This window comes from Citricoccus sp. NR2 (assembly GCF_027594385.1).
In the GTDB taxonomy this organism is placed as follows: Bacteria; Actinomycetota; Actinomycetes; order Actinomycetales; family Micrococcaceae; genus CmP2.
In genome coordinates this window covers 1,330,201-1,351,421 of sequence record NZ_CP115154.1, presented here as the reverse complement: position 1 = coordinate 1,351,421, position 21,221 = coordinate 1,330,201, and the positions used below count along the sequence as shown (strand labels likewise).

General features: G+C 68.0%; 22 protein-coding genes. 10 read left to right on the top strand and 12 right to left on the bottom strand.

Going from position 1 to position 21,221, the window contains the following annotated elements:
• Positions 1-9 precede the first annotated feature (9 nt).
• Both O1A05_RS06325 and O1A05_RS06320 read left to right on the top strand, forming a co-directional pair.
• The gene (locus O1A05_RS06325; RefSeq protein WP_229503377.1) at positions 10-366 is read left to right on the top strand and encodes an ArsR/SmtB family transcription factor; all 357 of its coding nucleotides are present in this window, start codon (positions 10-12) and stop codon (positions 364-366) included.
• 35 nt (positions 367-401) lie between these two features.
• The gene (locus tag O1A05_RS06320) at positions 402-1,493 is read left to right on the top strand and encodes an ArsO family NAD(P)H-dependent flavin-containing monooxygenase (RefSeq protein ID WP_270107197.1); all 1,092 of its coding nucleotides are present in this window, start codon (positions 402-404) and stop codon (positions 1,491-1,493) included.
• A gap of 608 nt (positions 1,494-2,101) precedes the next feature.
• On the opposite strand, the gene O1A05_RS06315 is transcribed toward O1A05_RS06320, so the two are convergent.
• From O1A05_RS06315 to O1A05_RS06300, 4 genes are all read right to left on the bottom strand, one after another.
• Positions 2,102-2,503 (bottom strand): MerR family transcriptional regulator, encoded by a 402-nt coding sequence (locus O1A05_RS06315; RefSeq protein ID WP_168887305.1) that lies wholly within the window; start codon positions 2,501-2,503, stop codon positions 2,102-2,104.
• Between the two features lie 28 nt (positions 2,504-2,531).
• Complete coding sequence (locus tag O1A05_RS06310; RefSeq protein WP_188686993.1) at positions 2,532-3,524, bottom strand: arsenic resistance protein; 993 nt, start codon at positions 3,522-3,524, stop codon at positions 2,532-2,534.
• A 502-nt stretch (positions 3,525-4,026) separates the two neighbouring features.
• Positions 4,027-5,397, bottom strand: coding sequence for a dihydrolipoyl dehydrogenase family protein (locus tag O1A05_RS06305; protein ID WP_168887307.1), 1,371 nt, complete (start codon positions 5,395-5,397; stop codon positions 4,027-4,029).
• A 68-nt stretch (positions 5,398-5,465) separates the two neighbouring features.
• Positions 5,466-5,780 carry a thioredoxin family protein gene (locus O1A05_RS06300; RefSeq protein ID WP_168887308.1) on the bottom strand — a complete coding sequence of 105 codons (315 nt, stop codon included), beginning with the start codon at positions 5,778-5,780 and terminating at the stop codon, positions 5,466-5,468.
• A 54-nt stretch (positions 5,781-5,834) separates the two neighbouring features.
• On the opposite strand from O1A05_RS06300, the gene O1A05_RS06295 reads away from it, so the two are divergent.
• Positions 5,835-6,341 (top strand): heavy metal-responsive transcriptional regulator, encoded by a 507-nt coding sequence (locus O1A05_RS06295; protein WP_270107196.1) that lies wholly within the window; start codon positions 5,835-5,837, stop codon positions 6,339-6,341.
• A protein-coding gene (locus O1A05_RS06290; protein ID WP_270107195.1) for an IS3 family transposase occupies positions 6,293-7,581 on the top strand; the annotation gives its coding sequence in 2 pieces (ribosomal slippage) (positions 6,293-6,566 and positions 6,566-7,581; 1,290 coding nt in all). Before O1A05_RS06295 ends, O1A05_RS06290 begins: the two co-directional genes overlap by 49 nt.
• 322 nt (positions 7,582-7,903) lie before the next feature.
• Here the strand turns inward: O1A05_RS06290 and O1A05_RS06285 are convergent.
• Genes O1A05_RS06285 through O1A05_RS06275 form a run of 3 tightly spaced genes read right to left on the bottom strand, consistent with a single transcriptional unit; the run spans position 7,904 to position 10,146 of the window.
• Entirely contained in the window at positions 7,904-8,599 is a 696-nt protein-coding gene (locus O1A05_RS06285; RefSeq protein WP_442867669.1) for a vitamin K epoxide reductase family protein, read from the bottom strand.
• Positions 8,600-8,607: 8 nt separating this feature from the next.
• On the bottom strand, positions 8,608-9,354 hold the full coding sequence (locus O1A05_RS06280) for a DsbA family protein (RefSeq protein WP_270107194.1): 747 nt from the start codon (positions 9,352-9,354) through the stop codon (positions 8,608-8,610).
• A gap of 42 nt (positions 9,355-9,396) precedes the next feature.
• Positions 9,397-10,146, bottom strand: coding sequence for a cytochrome c biogenesis CcdA family protein (locus O1A05_RS06275; protein WP_270107193.1), 750 nt, complete (start codon positions 10,144-10,146; stop codon positions 9,397-9,399).
• Between the two features lie 155 nt (positions 10,147-10,301).
• Here O1A05_RS06275 and cmtR point away from each other — a divergent pair, with 155 nt between their 5' ends.
• The 4 genes from cmtR to O1A05_RS06255 all read left to right on the top strand — a co-directional run bounded on the left by cmtR (position 10,302) and on the right by O1A05_RS06255 (position 14,631).
• Positions 10,302-10,664 (top strand): Cd(II)/Pb(II)-sensing metalloregulatory transcriptional regulator CmtR, encoded by a 363-nt coding sequence (cmtR, locus tag O1A05_RS06270; protein WP_270107192.1) that lies wholly within the window; start codon positions 10,302-10,304, stop codon positions 10,662-10,664.
• The gene (locus tag O1A05_RS06265; RefSeq protein WP_270107191.1) at positions 10,661-12,610 is read left to right on the top strand and encodes a heavy metal translocating P-type ATPase; all 1,950 of its coding nucleotides are present in this window, start codon (positions 10,661-10,663) and stop codon (positions 12,608-12,610) included. The genes cmtR and O1A05_RS06265 overlap by 4 nt, the downstream gene beginning before the upstream one ends.
• A 162-nt stretch (positions 12,611-12,772) precedes the next feature.
• Positions 12,773-13,273, top strand: a complete 501-nt coding sequence (locus O1A05_RS06260; protein WP_270107190.1) for a signal peptidase II — start codon at positions 12,773-12,775, stop codon at positions 13,271-13,273.
• Between the two features lie 122 nt (positions 13,274-13,395).
• Positions 13,396-14,631 carry a cytochrome P450 gene (locus tag O1A05_RS06255; RefSeq protein WP_270107189.1) on the top strand — a complete coding sequence of 412 codons (1,236 nt, stop codon included), beginning with the start codon at positions 13,396-13,398 and terminating at the stop codon, positions 14,629-14,631.
• A 64-nt stretch (positions 14,632-14,695) separates the two neighbouring features.
• Here O1A05_RS06255 and O1A05_RS06250 read toward each other — a convergent pair whose 3' ends face one another.
• Positions 14,696-14,839, bottom strand: a complete 144-nt coding sequence (locus tag O1A05_RS06250; RefSeq protein WP_270107188.1) for a hypothetical protein — start codon at positions 14,837-14,839, stop codon at positions 14,696-14,698.
• Between the two features lie 252 nt (positions 14,840-15,091).
• Positions 15,092-16,465 (bottom strand): phenylacetate--CoA ligase family protein, encoded by a 1,374-nt coding sequence (locus tag O1A05_RS06245; RefSeq protein ID WP_270107187.1) that lies wholly within the window; start codon positions 16,463-16,465, stop codon positions 15,092-15,094.
• Between the two features lie 271 nt (positions 16,466-16,736).
• On the opposite strand from O1A05_RS06245, the gene O1A05_RS06240 reads away from it, so the two are divergent.
• Both O1A05_RS06240 and O1A05_RS06235 read left to right on the top strand, forming a co-directional pair.
• On the top strand, positions 16,737-17,318 hold the full coding sequence (locus O1A05_RS06240; protein WP_270107186.1) for a class I SAM-dependent methyltransferase: 582 nt from the start codon (positions 16,737-16,739) through the stop codon (positions 17,316-17,318).
• 155 nt (positions 17,319-17,473) lie between these two features.
• Complete coding sequence (locus O1A05_RS06235; RefSeq protein ID WP_270107185.1) at positions 17,474-17,602, top strand: hypothetical protein; 129 nt, start codon at positions 17,474-17,476, stop codon at positions 17,600-17,602.
• 91 nt (positions 17,603-17,693) lie between these two features.
• Here O1A05_RS06235 and ccsB read toward each other — a convergent pair whose 3' ends face one another.
• The 3 genes from ccsB to O1A05_RS06220 form a co-directional block, all read right to left on the bottom strand.
• Entirely contained in the window at positions 17,694-18,791 is a 1,098-nt protein-coding gene (ccsB, locus tag O1A05_RS06230) for a c-type cytochrome biogenesis protein CcsB (RefSeq protein ID WP_270107184.1), read from the bottom strand.
• 3 nt (positions 18,792-18,794) lie between these two features.
• Positions 18,795-20,468 carry a cytochrome c biogenesis protein ResB gene (gene resB / locus O1A05_RS06225; RefSeq protein WP_442867668.1) on the bottom strand — a complete coding sequence of 558 codons (1,674 nt, stop codon included), beginning with the start codon at positions 20,466-20,468 and terminating at the stop codon, positions 18,795-18,797.
• 72 nt (positions 20,469-20,540) lie between these two features.
• Positions 20,541-21,161, bottom strand: a complete 621-nt coding sequence (locus tag O1A05_RS06220) for a TlpA family protein disulfide reductase (RefSeq protein WP_270107183.1) — start codon at positions 21,159-21,161, stop codon at positions 20,541-20,543.
• Positions 21,162-21,221 lie beyond the last annotated feature (60 nt).

Genomic DNA, 21,221 nt, shown 5'->3' with positions numbered 1-21,221 from the left:
GATGGGGTGATGGCAACCGCATTCGAAACCGTGAAACTGCTCACCCCCCATGCCAACGACTGCTGTCCGCTGGCGGTCGCACCGCTGGGCGCGGACCAGGCCGAACAGATGGCCAGAAAGCTCAAAGCGCTGTCCGACCCGACCCGGCTGCGGGTGCTGTCGCATGTAGCCGCGCAGGGATGCGACGCGGTGTGCGCCTGCGACCTGACCGAGACGCTCGACATCAGCCAGCCGACGATCAGCCACCACCTCAAGAAGCTTGTCGAGGCGGGCCTCCTGACGCGTGAGCAGCGCGGCAAGTGGGCGCACTACACCGTGGTGCGCGAAGCGTTCGCCGAGCTGCGCCAGTTCCTCGCCCTGGACTGATGACCGCACTCGGGGCAGTCAGTCGCGCGGTGGAGGTGAGAGATCGAGCCGATGTTGCCGTGATCGGTGGCGGACAGGCCGGCCTGGCGGTCGGCTACTACCTGCGCCGTGCCGGATTGTCCTTCGTGATTCTCGATGACCAGGACGCCCCTGGTGGGGCCTGGAGGCACGTGTGGCCCTCGCTGCGGCTGTTCTCGCCGGCAGAATACTCATCCCTGCCCGGCCGGCTGATGCCGAGAACCTCCGGCGGTAACCCCGACGCCGATCACGTGATCCGGTATCTGGCCGACTACGAGGAGCGGTATTCACTCCCAGTCGTGCGGCCGGTGCGAGTCGCCCAGGTCATCCCAACCAGCGAGGGATTCCAGCTGCTCACCGATGCCGGGCAGTGGCGGGCGCGTGCCGTCGTCAACACGACGGGCACATGGTCGCAGCCCTTCTGGCCAACCGTGCCGGGGCAGAGGAGCTTCCGCGGGAGTCAGATGCACAGTGCCGACTACCGCGGACCAGGCAAGTTCAAGGGCCAATCCGTCCTCGTCGTCGGCGGAGCGAACTCAGCCGCACAGATCGCAGCCGATCTCGCCCGCGCCGCGACGGTGACCTGGTGCCTGCGCGGTGCGCCGCGCTATCTGCCCGACGACGTCGACGGGCGCGAGCTCTTCCGGGTGGCCAGCCAGCGGGTGCGCGCACTGGCCGCCGGGGAACCGGACTCCGGCGGCGTCGCGAACTTGGGCGACATCGTTGCCGTCCCACCCGTGAAGAAGGCACGGGATGCAGGGCTGCTGATCCCTCACCCGATGTTCGAACGCTTCACCCGCGACGGCGTGATCTGGAACGACGGCAGCACACGCCGAGTCGACGCGGTGATCTGGGCCACCGGCTTCAGACCGGCGCTGCGCCATCTGCGGGCACACGACCTCCGGGAGTCAGACGGGACGATCAGGCTCGACGGAACGGCGTCACCCCGGATCCCGGGGCTCTATTTCGCAGGCTACGGAGACTGGACCGGTCCGGGATCGGCCACCCTCGTCGGTGTCGGATCCACCGCGAAAGCCACGGTCGGCGCCATCGCCGGCGATCTTGAGTCCGCCACGACTGCTGCGGCCATCTCTGCACGAGCACGGTGAGTACCATCAGCGCATGGAGATGATGTGCGCGGACTGCGGATGCGCGGTCAGGCGGGGCGTGATCGTGCGCGCCTGTGAGCAGTATCCGGATTGCTGCTGTCAGGATCTGGCCGTCGCGGGCGACCATGGCACTGCGCGCGATGCATGACGCTCTTCGCCACGAGTGACCATATTGTGGTCGGCCGCACCCAGGGCGATCCTGCTCGTCTCAAGCAGAAGCCGTCCGGGTTCCGGGCAGGCTGAGCTGGGATGCATGAAAGTCGAAATGCCGGATCGGGTAGGCGTACACGTCCATCGGGTGCCGTTGCTGCCCCGTCGCGCCTCGGAGCCGCTCGCGCGGTGCAGGGCAGGCAGCCTCTAACTCGGCACAGTTGCGGCTGTATCCATCTCTGATCGCGGTTCGATCCATGATCGTCACCCTCAGCAGGTGGGGGCTTCCTCCGGCCTGCTTATCTCACCGACAACGCGGTCAGGCTGCGGCTGTAGCAGTAACGACCGTTTTCGCTACAAGACATCGCGCCACCGGCGCATCGTCTGTGGATCGCCGCGGTAAATGGCGGTCTTCTCGCACCGCTATCTGTCGCTTGTCTCGATCGACAGCACTGGGGTTATGTGAGGGACGTGAAGGCGCACTCAGACTGACAGGGTGCTGAACTGTCTGGGCAGGTCGCCACGTGGTCGATCGAACTCACCAGCACGGCACGAAGCTCTTCCAAGTTGCGGATACTGTCTTCCACCTCCCGCAGCCGCTCAGTGAGCACTGGGTGCAGGGCATCTCGAGTATTGGTGCAGGTGCCCGTTTCGGTGACCTCGAGAAGCCACTTGATCTGCTCAAGGTCCATATCCATCTTCTTGGCCACCCTGATGAAGCGCAGACGCTCCAGCGCCTCGGGGCCGTATTCGCGGTATCCATTGATGGACCGGGTCGAACTGATCAAGCCGAGCTGTTCGTAGTACCGCAGGGCCGTCGCTGGAACCCCACTATGCGCGGTGACCTCAGAGATACGCATATCTACACCCTTCCACGGAGGCGGAGTGTCATCGGTCGCTGCTCGTCGCGGGAACCTGTTCGGCCGGGTCTGGCTTGTCCCGGTGGCGAATGATCTGACTCAGTGCCGCCAAGATCGGGAGCTCGATCAAAGGCCCTACCACCAGGGCCACGGCGATCAGTGGCCGGTCGGGGAACGCGGCGACTGCGATGCCCAGCGCAATGGGCGAGTTCCTGGCTGTGGTCACCATCGTCAGAGCCACTCGTTGGGGTCCCGTCAGGCGCAACAGCCGAGAAACCCCGGTGGCGACCAGCGGAAGGATGATGAAGAACGCCAGCAGCGGAGGCAGCAACAGCAGCATCTCGGCGCCGCTCTCAGCAACCACCGGCGCCTGCCAGGCGAACATCGCGAAGACCGCGACACACAGCAGCGGCATCACCACACGATTCGCCCACCGGTTGACGTGCTCCTCCCTCCAATGCTCGCCCTTGAGCCGGGTGCTGACCCAGCGCAGCGTGAACGCGACCACCAGCGGGGTCAGAAGCATCAACAGCACGGCCTCCAACAGGGTGGCTGTATCGACCATCGCAGCTTCACCGCCGAGCAGCATCACGTAGACCGGCAACAGCAACAGCTGGAGCACCAGGTTGATCGGCAACAGGGCGGCAGCGATCCCCGCGTGCCCACGAGCCATTGCGGTGAAGATCAGGTACCAATCGGTGCACGGGGTGACCAGTAACAGCAACAGTCCGATTCGCAGGTCAGGCTGCGCACCGAGTAGTCCAAGACCCAAGGCCCAGGCGAGAAGCGGGGTGAAGGCGTAGTTCAGCACCAGACTGACCCCGACAAGTCCCTTAGCCTTGCCCACGTCTTTGAGGTGCGAGGCATCGAGCTGCATAAAGACAGCGATGAGCATCACCAGTAGGGCTGGGATCACGAGATGCTCGCCGTTGGCGCCTAATGGGCTGGCGAGACCGACGCCTAATCCAGCCAGTGCCGCCACGGCGACGAACACGCTTTGAAGACGCTCAGCCCAAGTCATCTGTTGGTCCTCTCCATCGGCAGCTGTGACAGGACCATTCCGGCAGCTGGGTTCAGCGGCAGGGGGGCCTGCATCCCCACGGTAAACCTTCAAGTCAGCTAGAAGGTCAAGACGAGTTTCGGTCCCTCCGGCTAGACCCCACATCCTCAGCTCCATGGACCTCGACTCAATCCTTACCGCGAGCCCGTCGCCGGCAGTCTGGCCATCGACCACGATGCTGGCCATTGGAGCGGGACCTGCTCACGGTCCAATGATCCCCAGAGCTCTCATGCGCCTGGCAACCTATCCGATGGCCATCTGAAAACTGTCGGTACATGTTCGGCCTGCTCTCTCACTGCTGCTGGGCTTGGGGCTGCTGAGCCCTGAGGTTCTTTCAAGCCGTAGCCGGGCCTCGCGCAGGTGACCTGAGCGTTGTGGGGGCCTCCCTCGGGCCTCGCTGTGTTCAACCTCCAGGGGCTCCCACCGTGCCGGCCCGCATCGTGGGGTTTGTCTTGATCTTTGGTCAGAGCATCGATCCCAGGTCAGACGCGATGGAAGGATATACCGCCGGCGAGGATCTTAGCTCCCGCGCCGTCAGCCCGTACTTCATGGCCAGGCTGATCGTGTTCACCAACTCTGCATAACCATGTCCGAACAGATGCGCCCCCACGATGAGATCAGTCGATCGGTCGACGAGAATCTTGGCTGCCCCGGCTGTTTCGCCGACCCGATACTGGGAAAACCACCGACTGGTGTCGGTATACCTGACGTCGATATCCATACCGCGCGACCGGGCTTCATTCTCCAACGCCCCTACCCTGACAAGCTCCGGGATCGTGAAGACCGCCGTCGGAGTCGCCGCGTAGTCAGGTACAGCATTCCCTGACTTCAAGATGTTTGATGCTGCGACTTTCGCCTCCACCACAGCTACCGGGGTAAGCGGCATCCCCTGGGTGTCAGCAGCATCACCGGCGGCATACACGGCTGAGTTCGTAACCGACTGCAGATCAGCTGTCACGTCGATGCCTCGTGGGCCATACGCCACGCCGCCGGCCTCAAGATCAAGCCGGGACAGATCGGGGAGACGTCCTGCTCCATGAACGACAAGGTCCACTTCGATCATCGCTGCGACGCCCTGCTGTTCAAGATGCACCTGATACCCGGCGGGCACTTTCTCCACGCCGGTGATGCTGGTGCCCGATTGGACATCCACGCCAGCCTGGGTGCCGCGTCGGATCAGCAGGTCCACCAGATCGGGGTCGAAACTCTTCAGCGGCCGCGGACCACGGTCGATGATGATCGGGCGGGACCCGGCTCGTGCCGCGATGTGAGCGAACTCGAAGGACACGAACCCGCCCCCGACAAAGAGGACCCGCGGAGGAAGGCTCTCGAGGTTCAAGAACGCGGTGCTGTCGATCAGGTGCTCGTGGCCAGGGAAATCAAGCGGGGCAGGTGTGGCGCCGGTCGCGATCAGGATCTTTGGTGCGTGATAGCCCACACCGGAGACCTCAACCTCTGTCGGGCCGGTGAACACCGCGGTGCCGTGGAGTGTCTGCACCCCGTGCGCTTTGAGATCGTCTTCCATACTGGTGGGCACCCCATCGGTGAAGCCGTGCTTGTGCTTCATCAGCTGCGCCCAGTTCACCGACAAGCCACCTTCATCGATGCCCTTATCCCCCATGAGATGTGCCGCATCCAGGATCTCAGCTCCCCGGCGCAGAATTTTCTTCGGGTCACACCCCCGCAAGGCGCAGGTGCCACCATAGGGAAGCGAGTCCACGATGGCCACACGCCAACCCTGGGATGCGCACTTGGTCGCTGCCGCGATCCCAGCCATGCCGGCCCCAATGACTATCAGGTCGTACTTCTCATGCTCCTCGTACTTCTTCGTCATATCTACACCTTCTCTGAAGCGCCGCGACCGTCACGCAGCGGGGTGAATGGATCCTCGACACTCAGGATTTATCTCGGCGTGGACTCAGCGGCTGCTGCTGCGGAGCGCAGCTGCTCCATGGTGGGGGCGCCGGCGATTCCCTCAGGAGTCATATACCTGCGACACGACAAGCCCACCGCCGAAGAGGCCTCCGAGAACCTGTCGAAACCATCGATCAGGACGCTGGGGGAACCGTGAAAACCCAGCCGCTGAGCCTGAGCGTCACTCTCTACCAGCTGTGTGCTCAGACTGATGTCGGGCCTCTCAGCGCACAGCCTGACAAGCCGCTCATGGGCGATCTTCCAATTGGGGCATCCCTCGAAGTACTGCAGCACGATCTCCATAGCCTGACCATAAACCTTATAGCCGGATACAAGGTCAAGTCATAGGATGGGAGGGTGCTTATCGGAGAACTCAGCGTTGTCACCGGCATTGGCCGTCAGGCGATTCGCTTCTATGAACGCCAGGGCCTGCTGTCGAACCCGGAACGAACGGGCGGCGGCTACCGTCGCTATGACGATCAGGCCGTCACTCGACTGCGGTTCATCCGCGCCGCCCAGGCCGCGGGCCTGACCCTGCAGGAGATTCTGGGCACGATTCAACTTCGCGAGACCGGTCAGATCCCTTGCGCACACGTCGCGGGTCTCGTCGAGGAGAAGCTCGCCGATGTTCGAGCCCGACAGGTTGAACTCGAGATGCTGGCCGCTGATCTCGAGCAGACCGTTCTGGCAAGCCAGCACCTCGACCCGACCAATTGCGGCGACGATGAAGTGTGCCACATCGTGACAACGCCCGAACACAACCTGAACCGTCCCAGGTTTGATGCCGCATCTTTTCGAGTTGAGAGGATGGCTTCATGCCGAAGAAAATTGATCCCCAGGTCCGCGAACGAGCGGTCAGGCTAGTGCTTGAGCACCGAGCGGAATACCCATCGAACGCGAAGGCGATCGCAGCCGTAGCCCTCCAAGAAGGCGTGGGTACTGAATCTCTACGCCGGTGGGTGCTCCAAGCCGAGATCGATGCCGGTACCCGGGAAGGTCAGACCAGCGAAGAGCACGCTGAGATCAAGCGGCTCAAAGCCGAGAACCGTCAGCTCCGTGAGGACGTAGCGATCCTGCGCGCGGCAACGACTTTCTTCGCGGGGGAACTCGACCCCCGCAACCGCTGATGATGGGCTTCATCGACCACATGCGTTCGGAGGGCTTCGCCGTCGAGTCGATCATTCGCGTCCTGCGTGAGCAGGGCGTGAAGATCGCGGCACGCACCTACCGTGCGTGGAAACGCCCCCGGATCTCGGCTCGTACGGTGACCGACGCGATGGTCGTGGACGCGGTCCGTGACGCCGCTTGGAAGACCGTTGTCGACCAGACAGGCGCGCAACGGCGTCGGATGACTCCGGAGGGGTTGTACGGGCGGAAGAAGATGACCGCTCTGATCCGCCGCACCGCCTTGCCAGACGCCTCCCGCGGTGCAGTCGACCGCGCCATGCGGGCGTTGGGGCTCTCGGGCGTCACGCGGGCGAAAGCGATCCGTACGACGATCCGTGCGAAGGACGGGATCCGTGCCGGGGACCTGTTGAACCGGGACTTCACTGCCCCGCGGCCTGATCACACGTGGGTCACTGATTTCACCTACGTCCGCACCTGGACGGGCTGGGTATATGTTGCGTTCATTCTCGATGTGTTTTCGCAACGCATCGTGGCCTGGCACGTCCAGACCACCAAGCATGTCGACCTGGTCATGATCCCGCTGCGCATGGCGCTGTGGGAACGTGACCGAGCGGGCCATCCTGTCGGCCCTGGGCAACTGCGGCACCATTCGGATGCGGGGTCTCAATACACCTCCGTGGTGCTGACCGAGCATCTCGCGCTCGAGGGCATCGCTGCCTCGATCGGGACCGTTGGCGATGCGTACGACAACGCCCTGATGGAGACGATCAACGGGCTCTACAAGGCCGAGTGCGTGCGCACGACGATCTTCCACGACGGCCCTTACAAGACAATCGCAGACGTCGAGTTCGCGACCGCTGGATGGGTCGACTGGTATAACAACCGAAGGCTTCACGGTAGCCTTGGAATGGTCAGCCCCGACGAGTTCGAGGCGACCTACTACGCGGCCCTCACCCCAGCGCCGCTCCCCGCATAACAGCGGCATCAAACGCATAACAGCGGCATCAAACCTGGGACGGTTCAACCGGGCCAGCATTCATAGTTCTGAACACCATCCCGGGCCTCGTGCCGTGGGGATGGAACATCGTGGGCCCCTTAACTGACGATTGGCTGAGCCCAAAGTGGTCGTCCCAGTTCCTTGGTTCTGGGACAGTCCCGGTCAATATCCGCGTCGATGTGTGGCTTTGTGAGATAGGTGGCGGCTTTTCTTCAGGGATAGATGGCGGCGCATACTGTCCACCCAGAAGCGTCGATGTCCGTGGGGCCTCACACCGCCACCCATCTGGGTGGATCGAGGCTTAATGACCGGTGAAGGCGGGCAGGAACTGGACGAAGACGGAGCCGGCGACGGCGACGTAGGCGACGGCGATGAGGGTTCCGACCCAGCCGGTGGCGAACCGGACCACCGACGGCGGGGCGGGGATCACGCCGTGGGCCAGGTTGCGGGCGGTGAGCAGGATGAACAGCGGGATCATGGCCGCCCAGACGATCATGCAGTACAGGCACAGGATGTAGATCTCGTACAGGGCCTGGAACCACAGCCAGGCCACGAACCCCATCCCGAGGGTGACCCCGGCCTGCAGCCCGGCCCAGTACCAGCGCCCGGGCCGGGCCCCGGAGAGCACCACCATCGCGGTGGCCAGCACCACGGCGAAGGCCACGATCCCGATCAGCGGGTTCGGGAAGCCGAACAGCTCGGACTGCCAGGTGCCCATGACCCGACCACAGGACACCCAGGGGTTGATGTCACAGCTGGTGGTGTGGCCGGGGTTCTCGTAGAGGGCGAGGCGTTCGAGGACCAGAATCGCCGAGGCGATCCAGCCGACGGCCCCGGTGACCAGCAGGACCACACCCAACGGGCGGTGCCGGGCAGCAACCGGCATCCCCGCCTCCGCGGAGGCCGGTCCGCCGCCGGCCGGGTGATCGGTGGGGCGGTCCGTGGTGATCGTGGGGGTTGTCATGGGCGAGCCGGTGCCGGGGGCAGGGGTGGTCATGGTCAGGCTCAGTTGCTTGCGGCCGCGTCGATCTCGGCGCGGAACTGCTCGAGGGTGTTCAGGGTGAGCATCTGCCCGTCCAGGAAGAAGGTGGGGGTGCCCTGCACGCCCAGGGCGACCCCGTCGGCCACGTCGGCCTCGACGCGGGCGCGGGTGGCCGGATCGGCCACCGCCTTGTCGTAGGCGGCCAGGTCCAGGCCCAACTCCTCGGCGTAGCCGCGGAACACCGGGCTGCGGTCCTCGGCGGTGTGGCTCCACTGCTCCTGAGTGTCAAACATCCGCTGGTACATCGCCTCGTACGCCCCCTGCTGGGCGGCGGCCTCCACCGCCACGGCCGCGGTCATCGAGTTCGGGTGCCCGGGCAGCGGGAAGTAGCGGTGCACGACGGTCACCGTGTCGGCGTACTCGGCGCGCAGTTCCTCCACGACCGGGTAGGCGGCCTTGCAGCCCTCGCACTCGAAGTCCAGGAACTCCACCAGCACGGCCCGCTCGTTCGGGGCCTGGGACAGCACCCGGCTGTCCGAGCGCACCACCGGCGCGGCCTGTGAGGCCGCGGTCTGCCCGGACCCGGAAGAGGCGGCTTGGCCGGTCTGCGCCGGGGCGGCCTGGGGGGTGGACTGGGCCCGGGCGGCGAAGAAGGCCACCACCCCGGCCAGGACCAGGGTGGCCAGCACGACCCAGACGATGACCTTGGCCCGGCGTTGCCGGGACGGGGCGGAGACGGCCTTGGTCGGGATGGGGTCGGGGGAAGTCACGAGCGGTCCAATCCGTGGGGTCGGGAGTCAGGGCAGGGGAGGTTAGACGGGGGTGGTGAAGGTGCCGGCGAGGTTCTGCAGCTGGTAGATCCACAGGGTCCAGATCCCGGTGACCATCAGCACCCCAACCAGCACCAGCAGGATCCCGCCGATGATATTGAAGGCCCGGATGTGGCGGCGGACGAAGCCTAGGGTGCGAGTGACCCAGTCCAAGCCCAGGGCGACCAGTACGAAGGGGATCCCCAGGCCCAGGCAGTAGAGGAAGCCCAGCAGTGCCCCGCGCCAGGGGTCACCGGTGGTGGTGCTCAGCGCCAGCACGGCGCTCAGAGTGGGCCCCATGCAGGGGGTCCACCCCAGGCCGAAGACCACCCCGAGCAGCGGGGCCCCGGCGATCCCGGTCCTGGGCTGGAAGGACATCCGCCGGGTGTTCTGCAACCACGGCAGCCAGCCGATGAGCACCAGGCCCATGAGGACCACGAACACCCCCAGGGCCCGGATCAGCACGTCCTGCCACTGCAGCAGCCAACCGCCGATCACCCCGAAGGCGGCCCCGTAGGCGGTGAAGACCGCGGCGAAGCCCAGGATGAACAGTCCCACCCCGGTCATCACCCGGCGCCGGTTGTCCGCCCGGCGTGGGTCGGCCAGCCCGGAGACATACCCCAGGTAGCCGGGCACCAACGGCAGGATGCACGGGGAGAGGAAGGACACCAGTCCGGCGACCGCGGCCAGCGGCATCGCCACCAGCAGCGCCCCGGACTGGACCATCTCGGCGAAGAACCCGCCCAGACTCATGCCCGCCCTCCCCGACCCCGGCCGGGGCGATGCGGGCAGGTGCGGCGGCAACGGGCAGTCACTAAGGGTCCTCACTGGGTCAACGGGTCGGGGCCGCCTAAGTCCGGGCGAAACCCCCCGCAAGAGACTACAGCACAGGCTGTATAGTTCACCCCATGCTGACGATTGCGACACGGTTGGACGTGATGAACCGGCTGGGCCGGGCAATGGCCGACCCCACCCGGTCGCGGATCCTGCTGACCCTGCTGGAGGGCCCCGGGTACCCGGCCGAACTGGCCCAGGCGCTGGGGTTGACCCGCTCGAACGTGTCGAACCACCTGGCCTGCCTGCGGGACTGCGGGATCGTGGCCGTCGAACCCCAGGGCCGCCGCACCCGGTACGCGATCGCCGACGCGCACCTGACCCGGGCGCTGAGCGGTCTGCTCGAGGGGACCCTCGCCGTGGATGCCTCCGCCCCCTGCCTGGACCCGGGCTGCCCGGTGCCCGGGTGCTGCGACACGGGGCAGGTGGCCTCATGAGTTCGGCCTGCGGCTGCGAGGCCCCGACCCCCGGTGCACCCGAGGAGCCCGAAGAGCACCGGCCGTGGTGGCGGGATGCGGCCATCCTGCTCCCGGTGCTCTCCGGGGTGGCGTTTATCGCCGGGCTGGTCCTGGAATGGTCGGGGGCCGGTTTGGTGGCCACGGTGGTGTTCTGGGTCGGGCTGGTGCTGGGCGCCTGGACCTTCGTGCCCGGGGCGCTGCGCGGGCTGTTCACCCGGGGCCGGCTCGGGATCGGGCTGCTGATGACGATCAGCGCCATCGGCGCGGTGATCCTGGGCTACATCGAGGAGGCCGCCGCCCTGGCGTTCTTGTACTCCATCGCCGAGGCCCTGGAAGACAAGGCCATGGACCGCGCCCGGGCCGGGCTGCGCGCCCTGCTCAAGCTCGTGCCCGAGACCGCGACCATCCGCCAGGGTGGGGCCACGGTGCAGGTCGAGGCCAAGGACCTGCATCCCGGGCAGGTGCTCGTGGTCCGGCCCGGGGAACGGGTCGCCACCGACGGGATCGTGCGCGCCGGGCGCAGTTCCCTGGACACCTCGGCGATCACCGGGGAGTCCATCCCGGTCGAGGTCGGCCCGGGGGACACGGTCTCGGCCGGGTCGATCAACACCGCCGGGGCCCTGGAGATCGAGGCCACCGCCGCCGGCACCGACAACTCCCTGACCACCATCGTGCACCTGGTCGAACAGGCCCAGGCCGAGAAGGGTCAGCGGGCCCGCCTGGCCGATCGGATCGCGAAGCCGCTGGTGCCCGGGGTGCTCATCCTGGCCGTGCTGGTCGCGGTCCTCGGGTCCCTGTTCGGGGACCCGGAACTGTGGATCACCCGCGCCCTGGTGGTGCTGGTGGCCGCCTCCCCCTGCGCCCTGGCCATCGCGGTCCCGGTCACCGTGGTCTCGGCGATCGGCGCGGCCAGCCGGTTCGGGGTCGTCATCAAGTCCGGGGCCGCCTTTGAGCGCCTCGGCGGGATCCGCCACGTGGCCGTGGACAAGACCGGCACCCTGACCCGCAACCAGCCCACCGTCACCGCCGTGCTCACCACCCCCGGTGCCACCGAGCAGGACGTGCTGGGCTGGGCGGCGGCGCTGGAACAGCACAGCACCCACCCGCTGGCCGCGGCCATCACCGCCGCCGCCCCGGCCACGCCCGCGGCCGCCGGCGTCACCGAGACCGCCGGGCACGGGATCACCGGCCGGATCGACGGGGGCCCGGTCACGGTCGGCAGCCCCCGCTGGCTGAACCCCGGGCCCCTGGCCGTCCAGGTCCAGCAGTTGGAGGACCGGGGCATGACCGTGGTCATCGTCCACCGCGATGGGGCGGTCGCCGGCGCCATCGGGGTCCGCGACGAGCTGCGCCTGGAGGTCCCCGCCGTCGTGACCACCCTGACCGGCCAGGGCATCGGGGTGACCATGCTCACCGGGGACAATGCCCGCACCGCCCGGGCCATCGCCGCCGACGCCGGTATCGGCGACGTGCGCGCCGAACTGCGCCCCGAGGACAAGGCCGCCGCCGTCGGTCAGCTGACCGGCACCCGGCCCACCGCGATGATCGGGGACGGCATCAACGACGCCCCCGCCCTGGCCGCCGCCGGGGTCGGGATCGCCATGGGCGCCACCGGCTCGGACGCGGCCATCGAGTCCGCCGACGTCGCCTTCACCGGCCACGACCTGCGCCTGATCCCCCAGGCCCTGGCCCACGCCCGCCGCGGCCGGGCCATCATGAACCAGAACATCGTGCTGTCGCTGCTGATCATCGCCGTGCTGCTGCCGCTGGCCATCACCGGTGTGCTTGGGCTGGCCGCCGTGGTCCTGGTGCACGAGGTCGCCGAGGTCATCGTCATCGGCAACGGCCTGCGCGCCGCGACCACCCGACGCACCACCCTGGCGCCCCTCCCCGACCGGCAGGCCCAGCCCGCCGCCGTGGGATGAGCTCCCACCGTGCCTGCGGGACAGAGACCCCGCAGGCACGGTAAGACCCGACCGGCCGGGGCCGTCCGGTACCTTCCAGTGATTTCACAGGTCGGGCGGTCAGCAGATCCACTGATGCTCCACTGATGCGCCGGGAAACGGGCGCATCGCGAAAGGACACGAATGAATCACCGGCGCAGGTACCCCCTGGTGCTCTTGACCGTCGCGATCGGGGCCGGCGTAGTGGTCCTGGACCAGGGGACCAAGTGGTGGGCGGAGAGCGCCCTGTCCACGGGTGAGCGCGTCCCGCTCCTGGGGGACCTGCTCGGGCTCCAGCTGGCCTACAACCCCGGGGCGGCCTTCTCGTTCGGGGCCAACGCGACCTGGCTCTTCACCGTCATCTCGGCGGTGGCGGTCGCCGCGGCGATCTGGTTCACCCTCCGGGTCCGTACCGTGTCCTGGGCCCTTCTGGTCGGGTGCCTCGGCGGCGCGGTGACCTCCCACCTGGGCGACCGGCTCCTGCGCCCCCCCTCGTTCGGGCAAGGCCACGTCGTGGACTTCCTCGCCTACGGGAACTGGTTCATCGGCAACCTCGCGGACATCTTCATCGTCGGCGGGGCACTGGCCGCGGTCCTGCTGACCGCCACGAGCCCCGACCGGGACACCGCCGACACCCCGCAGTAAACGCCACCCGGACAACCCTGCCGCCTGCAGTGGCTGCAACCCCACGGCGCCAGCCCGCCGGCACCGGACGAGAGAACACGCTGGTCTTGGCGGGGGTGAGGCCGGTGTGACAGGTTGGTGGCATGCTTGGTGCGACGCCGATCGTGCGCAGACCGGCAGCCGTCGGCCTGGCCGAACGCCTCGATGCCGATGCCGCCGGCGTCGCCGAAATGCAGCGCCTACGGTCCCGCTACGGCGCCGGCCCGGTCCAGCTGCGGATCCCCGGCCGCCGGATCGCGCTACTGCTGGATCCCGCTGATGTGCGCCGTGTTCTCAACGACAGCCCCACCCCCTTCTCGCCGGCCACGCTAGAAAAGCGCGGGGCGCTGAACCACTTCGAGCCGGCCGGTTCCCTCGTCTCGACCCCGCAGCAACGGCTCTCACGCCGACCGTTCAACGAGCAGATCCTAGAAACCCCGCGCCCCGTCCACAGTCATGCCGAGGCGATGACGGCTGTCATCACCGAAGAGGTCTCCACGCTGGGCGGCCACGTGGACTTCACCGGCACCCTGGACTGGGAGTCCTTCGCGGTGATGTGGGCGCGCATGGTCCGGCGCATCGTGCTCGGCGCCAGCGCCCGCGACGACGACCAGGTCACCGACGACCTGCGCCGGTTGCGCGCCCGCGGCAACTTCTCCTACCTCATGCCGCAGAACCGCCGCCTGCGCGAGCGGTTCCTGCGCCGACTGCAGCACTACATCGAACTGGCCGAGCCCGGCAGTCTGGCCGCCCTGGTCGCGCAGACCCCGGCCCCCGACGAGGCCGTCCCCCACCAGCAGGTCCCGCAGTGGCTCTTCGCCTTCGACGCCGAGGCCTGGGCCACATTCCGGGCCCTGGCCCTGCTCACCAATCATCCAGGCGCCACCGGGACGGCACGCTCGGAGGTGGCCCACGCTCCCGATCTGCCGTTCCTGCGCGCCACCGTGCTGGAGTCCCTGCGGCTGTGGCCCACCACCCCCCTGATCCTGCGCGATAGCACCGCGACGACGCACTGGCGCAACGGGACCCTGCCGCCGGACACCGCGCTGGTCATCTACGCCCCGTTCTTCCACCGCGACGACCAGACCCTGCCCCAAGCCCACCGCTTCAGCCCCGAGCTGTGGCTTCAGGAGCGCGATGACAATGCCTGGCCGTTGGTGCCCTTCAGTGCCGGCCCCGGCATGTGCCCGGGCCGCAACGTGGTGCTGCTGACCTCGTCCCTGGTGCTGGGTGAATTGCTGCGCCAACACTACTTCACGGCCCAGGAACCACTGGACACCAACCAGCTGCCCGGCACGCTGAGCCCGTTCTCCTCGCACTTCACCGTGCGCCACCACTGAACTGGCCCGTCCTCGGATCCCACCGCCCAGTGCCGGCGCCTGTGGTGCCTCGCCGAGCTTCAGTTCATCCGGCGTGAAGAACGAGGGCCGGCAGATCCGCTGCGGCGATCTGCCCGACCAGCGCCATCGAGTCACGCGCCGCTGGTTCCTCCCGGCGGCGCGAGGCATGTCCCCACCAACGGTCCGCGCTGAAGATGTTCTCCCTCATCGTCCGGTCCCGGCACTCGAAGGCACACCGGGCCGCCACGATGGGTCGCCCGGGGCACGGCCGGCCCTATCGTCTTCTCGCTTCCCCTTCACCGACCGCAGGCCCGGCCGTGAGGAACCACGGGGAGTGAAGGCGGCCTCTTCCACCACGAGACGGGCAGTTCCTACTGTGGGGTCGATGGGGTCGATGAGGTGAGCCGGGTGGGGCGATGAGGGGCGCGCAGTTGTCAACGGAGTGGGCAGCGACTGCCGGTCACGGCAGCGGGATGACCGCGCGGAACTTGCCCCCCCCCCCCGGAGTGAGCTGTGGCGGCCGGTCGCCGCGGGCCACGGTGACGTGGTCGAGTCCGTGGTCCGCTAACAGGCGCCGGATCTCGGTGTGCACCGCCTGCCAGACGCGCTCCGGGTCGGTTCCGGCCGAGGACTGCAGCCGGACCTCGAGGTGTGTGGGGGCGGTGTGCACCAGTTGGACCAGCTCCACGCCGGGAACGCGGTCGACCCAGGCGGTCACGGTCAATGACGTGAGCACCACCGGCTCGCCGGCGGGAGTGTGGAAGGTGAGCAGGTCGGCGGTGCGGCCCCGCACCCGGATGGCCGGCAGCGGGTCCCCACACCGGCAGGGATCGGGCCGGACGAAGACGGCGTCGCCGAGGTTGTAGCACAGGATCGGCTGGACCTTGTTGGCGAGGTTGCTGAGCAAGGTGGTGTGCGAGGCCTGGCCGGGTGGGACCGGGCGGTGCTCGGCGTCGACCGGTTCCAGAAGGACCCAGTCGCTGTTGACGTGGAGCCACCCGTGCTGGCAGCTGTAGGTGAGGAAGGGGCACTCGGTGGCGGCGTAGCCCTGGCGGACCTTGGCGTTGAACGTCGCGGCGATCCTGTCGTACTCCCCCTCCGGCAGGGCCTCGGCGGACAACACGACCAGCACCGGGTCGAGGTGCAGTCGGCCGGCGCGCTGCTCGGTGGCCAGTAGCGCGCCCATCGTGGCGTACGGGGCGAGGATGGCCGGGCGGAAGCCGTTGAGCCCGGCGACCAGCTGCGCCATGGGGGTGTGCACGCCGAACACCCCGATCCGGTTGCGGCCCCACCGGTTCTTGCGCAGCGCGGCGCCCGCGGAGGCGGAGGCGTAGTGGCCCCCCGTGGCGTTGACCATGGCCACGCGCCCGCCGCGGGCGAGAATCCGGAGCGCATCGGCGGGAGTGAGCCACGCACCGAGCAACCGCGCCAACAGGGCGGTGGTCACCGCGAGGGACCGCTCGTCCCACAGGAAGATGCCCCGGGTGCCCGTGGTTCCGGAGGTGGTGCCCACCGTGTAGCGGCCGAGGAACTTCTCGCCCACCATGGCAGGGTCCTCGACGAACGCCCGCGCGGCGGACAAGGTGACGGCCCGGTCGGTCACCCAGTCATCGAAGTGGCGCATCAGCTCGGCCTTGCCCGTGACCGGCAACAGCACCGGATCCGTGACGTGCTCGGGCAGGTGCTGGTAGAGCCGGCGATAGAAGGGCGACCGGGCGCGCGCGAAGGCGACCATCTCGACAAGGCGCTCGTGCCGCCGCCGGTCGAGCCCCTCCCCGCCCTGGCGGTGGGCGGCGCGGGCATCGCGCAGCAGCCACAGGCGGCTTTCCGTCATGAGCACTCCCTTGGCGCGTTCATCAGCGGGTCGCCGGAGCTGGCTCGCCGATCTCTGCCCCGCAGTCCGCGACCAGCGCGGGGAGGCCCAGGGTGGCCGCGAGGACGGCACACCACCAACCGGGCCCGGCGGACCCCACCGCCACTGACGGAGGCGTCTCCAGCAGGGCCTGCCCCCACCTCGCCTGGCGGTACTGGCCTTCCCCCCGATGGGGAGGCCGGATAGTGTCGGGGGCCCCGGCCCTGCAGATCGCCCATGCTGGAGATTGCCCATGCCCAAGATGTCCGGAATCGAAACGGCATTCTGCCGCAGTGCCCTCTGGGGACGTTTCGCCCGCGACATCATCGTGCCCTGGAGCCTTGGAGGGCAAGACCTCAGCGGCGACGTGCTCGAACTCGGTGCTGGCAGCGGCCAGATGGCAGCAGCCCTGCTGCAGCGGTCCCCGGGGATGCACTTGACGCTGACCGACATCGATGAACGCATGGTCGCCACGGCACGCAAACGCTTCCCGACAAGCCCACGCCCCACGGTGCAGCAGGCGGACTCCACGGCCCTTCCCTTCGCGGAATCCTCGTTCGACGTTGTGCTCAGCTTCCTGATGCTGCATCACGTGGTGAACTGGAAGACGGCGGTAGCGGAAGCCGCTCGGGTGCTCAAGCCGGGCGGCATGCTGATCGGCTATGACCTGACGGCCTCCCCCGCCGCCACATTGCTTCACCTCGTCGATCGATCACCCCACCAGCTCGTGGCCCCTGCCGACCTGGCTGCCACCGGGGAACAGGTAGGCCTCGACGTCTCCATCCGTACCGGTTGGGCCGGCCACGTCATGCGGTTCCTCGCACACAAGCACTAACCCCTACCGAGACTCGACAAGGCCAGCGGCGTCGGTTGGTGCCGAAGTACAGGGAACAACACCCCTGGGACACCGGGTCGACAACCCTGCATTTCCTCGGGCCGGACTTCTGCGTCACGGTCACGGCGCGCCGCTGACGTGGAGGGGCCCTGTCGGTGCTGGAGCTGGACTGGTCCGGCACCAGGGGCCGCGCCGGGGGTCCGCCGGTCGCCGCCGATCAGCAACTAGCCGCCATTTCGGTGCTGCTAGCCGGGTTCGCCCCGGTCACCTGCTCACCGCGCTAATCCTGTCCCGGCCGCCGCGCCAGCGGACCGGCCCCGGACCGGATCCGCCTCCCGGCAGGGCTGGGCCTCACCGGTATGGTTCACCGCTGCTTTACCCGGGGAGGCCGGCGTAGGAGTGCAGGCCCGGGAAGTAGATGTTGACGATGGTGAAGTTGAACACCACGCAGGCGTAGCCGATGATCGACAGCCAGGCGGCGCGTTCCCCGGTCCAGCCGCGGGTGGCGCGGGCGTGCAGGTACCCGGCGTAGACGACCCAGATCACGAAGCTCCAGACCTCCTTGGTGTCCCAGCCCCAGTACCGGCCCCAGGAGGCCTCGGCCCAGATGGCGCCGGCGATCACGGTGAACGTCCACATCATGAAGCCCACCGCATTGAGGCGGTAGGACCAGTTCTCCAGGCTCAGCGCCGGGGGGACCAGGCGCATGAAGGCGAACCCGCCGGTGGCGCCGGTGGGTGCCTTGGCCTCGCGGCGGTGCTGGATGAGCTGCAGGATGCTCATGGCGAAGGTCAGGGTGAACAGCGCCGAGGCCAGCACGGCGATGGAGACGTGGATGACGATCCACGGGGACTGCAGTGGCGGCTGCAGGTATGCGATCGGGGTGGGGAAGCCCATGGTGGCTGCGGCCATCATGATGACCACGAGCCCGGAGGCGAAGGTCCCGAGGAAGCGGATGTCCTTGCGGATCAGGAACAGCAGGTACACGACGGATACCAGCAGGGCCCCGGTGGTGCAGAACTCGTACATGTTGCCCCAGGGGACCTGGCGCGCGGCCAGGGCCCGGGCGATGACCGCGAAGGCGTGCAGGGCGGCGGCGATGATCATCAGTGCCACCGCGACGTTGGCGGCCGGGCGGCGCGTGGCTCCGGTGTAGTCCATGTCCTCGTCCACCAGGTCACCCACCGCGTTCCCGGCGGCCGGTGGTGCCGTCGTGCTCGGGCCGTGGTCCGGCGCCGGGGTGCTTGTCGGCCCACCCACGGCCCCGACTAGTTGCTTGTGGCGGGCCTCCGAGGACCGGGCCGCATCGGTGCGCTCCTGTTGTTCGGCCAGTTCGGCTTCCAGGGTCCGGATGGTCTTGGAGGAGCTGGCCATGTCCAGGGCGAAGACGATGAAGGCCGCGGCGTAGACGATGGCGGCGATCAGCATGAACAGGTCACTGTAGGCGGCCAATTGATAGTTGATGGGTTGCATGGGTCACTCCACTCGGTTCTGTGCGGCACCGGCGACGACGATGGGTCCCTCGCCCTCGGTGCTCTCGGTGTCTTCTGGTGCCTGCACCGGCCACAACTTCTCAAACTGCCGGCGCAGGGTGAGGTTCTCCTCGCGCAGGCCGAAGTCCTCGCCACGGGCCAGCAGCCCGTACTCGACCATGGTGGACCCCTCGGGGCCCGTGGTGCCACGCACCCACGCGCGGCGGCGGCGCACGAACAGGCTCACGCCGAGGGCCACGAGGGCCAGCACGGCGAAGAAGCCCACGCCCCACTTGCCCGGGTCGTAGAGGATGTCCAGCCCCACGTAGCGGCGCAGGCCGTCGAAGCTGATGGACCCCTTGCCCTCGGGCAGCTCGTAGGATTCCCCTGGCTTGAGCGTGATGCCGCCGGCCTCGAGGTTTCGGGAGTTCAGTTCGGTGAGGTTCTCGGTGTCCAGCACATACACGTTCTGCGGGTCGCCCTCGTCCAGGCCCAGATCGCCGTAGTAGGAGTTCAGGTTCAGCTCCGGGTTCAGCGGGGCAGGATCGAGCGAGACCGCCACCCCGTCCTCGCCGGTGTAGGCGGCGGGCAGGAAGAACCCGACGAAGCCGAGCTGGTCGGGTCGGGCGTCGGGGGCCTTGATGGTTACCAGCGAGGTGAAGAGGTTGTCCTGGACCTGGGCCACCACCGGGCCCTGGAAGGCGATGTCCCCGTTGCCGTCCCGCACGGTGAGCTCCGGGGCGTAGCCGTTGCCGACCAGGTAGACCCGTGTGCCCTGGAAGTCCAGCGGATGGTTGACCTTCAGCTCGACCTCTCGGGCGGTGTCACCGGGACCGTCCTGCACGTCCAGTACGGCCGTGTAATCCAGCGGCTGGCCGTAGTGGGTCGGGGACTGCCGGTCATAGACGGTCTCGAAACGCTTCAGGGTCATCGAGAACGGAGTGAGCATTTCTTCCGAGAACGCCGTGCCGGGGGTGAAGGAGTCGTAGGCGACCAGCGTGTTGGCGAAGCCCTCCCCCTCCACCAGGATCTTCTGTCCCCGGTAGCTCAGCAGCGAACCGGTGGCCATGAACACCAGCACCCCGATCAGGGACAGGTGGAAGACGATGTTGCCGACCTCGCGCACATAACCGCGCTCGGCACCCACGGAGGCCCCGCCCTCGGGCTCCTCGCGCACCTCGATGCGGTAGCCGCGCTTGCGCAGGTACTTCGCCGCCTGGTCCACGGCCGCGGCCGGGGAGGGGCCGGAGGGCTCCAGGACCACGGTGCCGTGCTCGGGCAGCCGGGACAGCCGGCGCGGGGTGCGCGGCGGGGCCGAGCGCAGCACCTGGGCGTGCTTGACGGCGCGCGGCAGCACGCAGCCGATGAGGGAAACGAACAGCAGCAGGTAGATCGCCGAGAACCAGACCGAGGAGTAGACGTCGAATAGCTGGAGCCGGTCCATCCACGGCCCGATCACGGGGTTGTCCGTGATGTAGTCCTCCACGACCGCTGGGCCCTGCTGGCGCTGCGGGAACAGGGAACCGGGCACAGCGGCCACGGCCAGAAGCAGCAACAGCATCAGCGCGGTGCGCATGCTCGTCAGCTGGGTCCACGCGAACCGCAGCATGCCGCCGAACCCTAGGGCGGGCACGGCAACATCCTCCGGCGGGGCGTTCCTCCGTGGTTTCGGACTCAAATCGGCATCCTCACTTCAGTGGCAGACCGGGCCGGCAACGGCACCCACCGGGTGCTCCACCGCCGGGCGGGCTCAGGCCTGCTCGTCCAGCACCGTGGTGATCAGGCTGTCCAGCGTGGAGGGCTCGGCGATTCCGAGGATCCGTGCCGAGACTCGACCCTGGCGGTCCAGCACGATGGTGGTGGGCACGGCCTGCGGCGGCACGTAGTCCGTCATGGCCAGCAGCACCTGCCCGCCGCGGTCCTCCACCGAGGGGTAGGTGATGCCGAAGGTGCGCTCGAAGGCCTCGGCGGTGGCGATCGTGTCCCGGACGTTCACCCCGAGGAACTGCACCCCGGCGGGTTCGAACTGCTCGTGCAGGGCTTGCAGGTCCGGGGCCTCCACCCGGCACGGGGCACAGGCGGCGTACCAGAAGTTCAACACCACCGGGTCCCCGGCCAAATCCTCCGTGCTCACCGGCTCCCCGGAGAACAGGGTGGAGCTGAACTGCACCGGCTCCCCGCGCTCGGTCGGGGCGATCTCTAGCACGGAGCCGTCCCCAGCGATGTAGTTCTTGCCATCAGCGTTGCCGGCCTGGGCGGCCAGCGGATCGTCCGAACTGCAGGCCGCCAGCAGCGGCAAGGACATGACCCCGGCCAGCCCGGCCAGGACCTGACGGCGCGAGGGGGTGGGCAACGGCGGACGGGATGGCATACGGCGGGCACTTCTCTCAGAACTCGGTACAGGAACCAGGGCAGGGATCGGGGCGTCCAG